This window comes from Amycolatopsis sp. H20-H5, assembly GCF_035828755.1.
In the GTDB taxonomy this organism is placed as follows: Bacteria; Actinomycetota; Actinomycetes; order Mycobacteriales; family Pseudonocardiaceae; genus Amycolatopsis.
In genome coordinates, this window is the sequence record NZ_JAYMZS010000286.1 from 1 (window position 1) to 1,110 (window position 1,110).

General features: G+C 63.1%; 1 protein-coding gene. It reads right to left on the reverse strand.

Annotated features, from left to right (window positions below):
- Position 1: 1 nt before the first annotated feature.
- Complete coding sequence (locus QMK34_RS47510; protein ID WP_326421634.1) at positions 2 to 1,096, reverse strand: IS630 family transposase; 1,095 nt, start codon at positions 1,094 to 1,096, stop codon at positions 2 to 4.
- Between the last annotated feature and the right edge of the window lie 14 nt (positions 1,097 to 1,110).

The following is a 1,110-nucleotide window of genomic DNA, read 5'->3' on the forward strand; positions in this document are numbered from 1 at the left end:
CCTAGTGTCCTGCGTCGGAAATTCGTGAGATATACCGGGCGAGGGAGTGGAGGATCTCCTCGGCGGTCTTGACCCATACGAATGGTTGGGGGTTCTCGTTCCAGTTCTTGATCCAGTCGCGGATGTCTTTCTCCAGTTTGGCGACGCTTGTGTGGACTCCGCGGCGCAGCATCTGGTCGGTGAGGAACCCGAAGAGGCGCTCGACCTGGTTGAGCCACGAGGATCCGGTGGGGGTGAAGTGCATGTGGAAGCGGGGTCGGGTGGCGAGCCAGGCGTTGATGGCAGGGGTTTTGTGGGTGGAGAGGTTGTCGCACACCAGGTGCACGTCGAGCTCGCCGGGGACGGCCTTGTCGATCTCGATGAGGAACTTCTTGAACTCTGCCGCGCGGCGGCGGTGATACATCTTGGAGATCACCGAGCCGTCGGCGACATTGAACGCGGCGAACAGGCTGGTCACACCATGTCGGACGTAGTCGTGCGTGCGCCGCTGCGGCATCCCGGGCATCATCGGCAGCACCGGGTGCGAGCGGTCCAGGGCCTGGATGCCCGACTTCTCGTCCACGCACAGCACCACCGCCTTCTCCGGCGGATTGTGGTATAGGCCCACAACATCGATGACCTTCTCCATGAACATCGGATCGGTCGAGAGCGTGAACCCGTCAGACAGATGCGGTTTCAGCTCGAACTTGCGCCAGATCCGCCCGATCGTCGACTTCGACAGCCCAGACTTGGCCGCCATCGACTTGCGCGACCAGTGCGTCGCATCTTTCGGGGTCTGTTCCAGCGTCGTCACCAACACCTCCTCGACCTTGTCCAGCAGGATCGAGGGTGGGCGACCCGGCCGATGCTCGTCCACCAAACCATCCAGACGCGACACCACAAACCGCGACCGCCACTTGCCCACCGTGTTCGCCGCCACGCCGAGATCAGCCGCCACCCACTTGTTCGTCGCACCAGCCTCCGCGCACGCCAACACAATCCGCGACCGCAACGCCAAAGCCTGCGCCGTCTTCCCCCGCCGCGCCCAGCAAACCAACTGCTCACGCTCGGCATCAGTCAACATCAACTCAGCCTTCGGCCGTCCCACTCGCGACATAACCCCGACCCTAA

Excerpts from the sequence above, each read along its gene's own strand:
- QMK34_RS47510 (WP_326421634.1), bottom strand. The coding sequence starts at position 1,096 with ATGTCGCGAGTGGGACGGCCGAAGGCTGAGTTGATGTTGACTGATGCC.